The organism is Streptomyces sp. OR43 (assembly GCF_008042275.1).
GTDB lineage: Bacteria > Actinomycetota > Actinomycetes > Streptomycetales > Streptomycetaceae > Streptomyces.
This window is the reverse complement of sequence record NZ_RDBK01000006.1, coordinates 51,671-54,624: the sequence shown is the minus strand read 5'-3', so window position 1 is coordinate 54,624 and position 2,954 is coordinate 51,671. Positions and strand designations below refer to the sequence as shown.

Genomic DNA, 2,954 nt, shown 5'->3' with positions numbered 1-2,954 from the left:
CCCCGTGCGCCGCATCGGCCTCGTCGGCTGGGGCGCCATCGGACGCGTCGTCGGCACCGCCCTCGCCGAAGGCCGCGTCCCCGGCGCCGAACTCACCTGCATCATCGACAACCGGCCCCTCGTCGACGCCCCCGCACCCCAGCTCTCCTTCGAGGACGCCCTCACCGTCTGCGACCTCATCGTCGAAGCAGCGGGCCAGGCCGTCGTACGCGAATGGGCCGAGCGCGTCCTCGACAGCGGCGCCGACCTGCTGATCGCCTCCACCGGCGCCCTCACCGACCCCGAACTCACCGACCGGCTGCGCGCCGCCGGACCCGGACGCGTCTACTTCACCGGCGGAGCCGTCGGCGGACTCGACCTCCTCCAGGCCGTCCGCGGACTCGGCCCCCTCACCTCCGTCACCCTCACCACCACCAAGCTCCCCGCCACCCTCCACCAGCCCTGGATGGACGCGGAGCTGACCGAGCGGCTGCGGACCACCACCGAACCCGTCGAAGTGATGCGCGGCACCGCGATCGACGTCCCGGCGAAGTTCCCCAAGTCGACCAACGTCGCCGCGTCCGTCGCCCTCGCCACCGGCGACCCCGCCCTCGTCCAGGTCGTCGTCGTCGCCGACCCGGCCGCCACCCTCACCCGGCACGTCATCGAAGCGGCCGGCCCGCACGGCACGTACCGCTTCGAGGTCGCCCACCGGCCCGACGAAGCCAACCCCGCCACCAGCCAGGTCGTCCCGCACGCCGTGCTCCGCAGCCTCGGCGCCGTCGTCGGCCGGGCGGGACAGATCCTGTGACCGCCGCCGCCGTCGCCGGSKTCCATACGCGGGAMGCCGGCGACCCGGACACCCCGCTGCTCCTGTGCCTCCACGGCATCGGCTCCTCGTCGGCCGCCTTCGCGCCCCAACTCGACGGCCTCGCCGACCAGGTACGGGTCGTGGCCTGGGACGCCCCCGGCTACGCGGACTCCGCCGACCCCTCCCAAGCCCCCGGCCTCGACGACTACGCCGACACCGCCGCCGCCCTCATCCGCGCCCACGGCGGCCCCGCCCACGTCCTCGGCGTCTCCTGGGGCGGCGTCATCGCGCTGCGCCTCGCCACCCGCCACCCCGATCTCGTCGCCTCCCTGATCGTCGCCGACTCCAGCCGCGGCTCCGGCACCGACCCGGAGAAGGCCGAAGCCATGCGCGGGCGTGCGCACCAACTCGCCGAGCAGGGGCCCGAAGCCTTCGCCGCCGCCCGCGGACCGCGCCTCGTCTCCGCCGGCGCACCGCCCGAACTCGTCGCACGCGTCGTCGCCACCATGGCCGCCGCCATTCGCAGCCCCGGCTACGGATACGCCGCCGCGTCCATGGCCGAAGCCGACCTCACCGACGACCTCCCCGCCATCACCGCACCCGCCCTCGTGCTGTGCGGCGAACAGGACACCGTCACCGGCACCGACGAGTCCCAGGCCATCGCCGGCGGACTCACCACGTCCGCCTACGTCACCCTCTCCGGCGCCGGACACCTCTCCAACCAGGAACGCCCCGAGGCCTTCAACGCCTGGGTCCGCGCCCACCTCCACGTCGTCGCCCGCGTTCCCGCGTAACGACGCACACCCCGACCCCCACCACCGAACCAAGGAGCATTCCGTGCCCATCGACAACACCCCGTACGAGACCGACGGCGACCTCGCGAAGTTCACCGACTCCCTCATCGCCACCAAGGACTCCCGCGAACCCGACTGGAACACCCTCTCCTTCCAGGAGAAGGCCGGCGCCCAGTACCGCCGCGCACAGATCCGCTACGTCGGCTCCGGCGCCACCGGCAACCACGAGAACGACAACCGCATCCTGCCCTCCGGCGGCTTCACCCTCTCCAACATGCTGCTCCCGCCGGGCGCCGAGGGCCCCGAGCACACCCACCACGACGTCGAGGAGGCCTTCTTCGTCCTGGAGGGCCAGGTCAAGGTCGGCATCCACCGCGGCGCCGACGAGGCCGAGTACCGCACCCTCGGCTACCGCGACATGATCGTCGTCCCCGCCGGAGTCGCCCGCTCCCTGAAGAACGAGGGCGACACCGACGCCCTGTTCTGCGTCATCATCGGCACGCAGAAGCCGCAGGTCCCCACCTACCCCGCGCACTCCCCGATGCACGGCATCACCCGCGACTGATGGCCACCGACGACACCCCCCGCACGGTCGTCGTCACCGGCGCCGGCCGCGGCCTGGGACTGGCCGCGGCCCGCCGGATCGGCAGCGACGGCCACCGCGTCGTCATCGCCGAACTCGACGAGACCACCGGCCGGCAGGCCGCCCGGGAACTGCGCGCCGAAGGCATCACCGCCGACTACCACCCGCTCGACGTCGCCGACCCCGACTCCACCGCCGCCCTGGCCGCCACCCTCGCCGACGACGGCAGCCGGCTGTACGGCCTGGTCAACAACGCCGGACTCGCCAACGCGGTCGGCGGCAAACCGTTCCACGAGATCGGCATCGACGCCTGGGACCGCATCATGACGGTCAACGCCCGCGGCCCCTGGCTCGTCGCCCGCGCCCTCCTCCCGCTCATGCGGGCCCACGGCAGCGGACGCATCGTCAACCTCGCCTCCGACGCCGCCCTGTACGGATCGCCCCGCCTCGCCCACTACATCGCCTCCAAGGGCGCCGTCATCTCCCTGACCCGGGCCATGGCACGCGAGACCGGAGACTTCGGCATCACCGTCAACGCCGTCGCCCCGGGCCTCACCGAGGGGGAGTCCGCCGTCGACATCCCCGCCGAACGGCACGAGCTGTACCGCCTCAACCGGGCGATCTCCCGTCCCCAGCAGCCGGCGGACCTGGTCGGCCTGATCGCCTTCCTCGTCGGCGACGAGTCCGGCTACATCACGGGCCAGACCTTCGCGGTCAACGGCGGCTTCACGATGACCTGACCCCATCAAGCCCGCCCGGCGATCGAGGACGAAGCGGCACGCCGGGG

4 protein-coding genes are annotated in these 2,954 nt (G+C 73.2%); all 4 read left to right on the top strand.

Annotated elements, in window-relative coordinates:
• Nucleotides 1-790, top strand: a 790-nt coding sequence (locus EAO72_RS03325; protein ID WP_315986286.1) for an aspartate dehydrogenase domain-containing protein, incomplete at its 5' end; no start/stop codon positions are given.
• Nucleotides 787-1,584, top strand: coding sequence for an alpha/beta fold hydrolase (locus tag EAO72_RS03320; RefSeq protein WP_148015758.1), 798 nt, complete (start codon nt 787-789; stop codon nt 1,582-1,584). The genes EAO72_RS03325 and EAO72_RS03320, both read left to right, overlap by 4 nt.
• Nucleotides 1,585-1,627: 43 nt before the next feature.
• Nucleotides 1,628-2,149, top strand: coding sequence for a cupin domain-containing protein (locus EAO72_RS03315; protein ID WP_148015699.1), 522 nt, complete (start codon nt 1,628-1,630; stop codon nt 2,147-2,149).
• Complete coding sequence (locus tag EAO72_RS03310) at nt 2,149-2,907, top strand: SDR family oxidoreductase (RefSeq protein WP_148015698.1); 759 nt, start codon at nt 2,149-2,151, stop codon at nt 2,905-2,907. The genes EAO72_RS03315 and EAO72_RS03310 overlap by 1 nt, the downstream gene beginning before the upstream one ends.
• Nucleotides 2,908-2,954 lie beyond the last annotated feature (47 nt).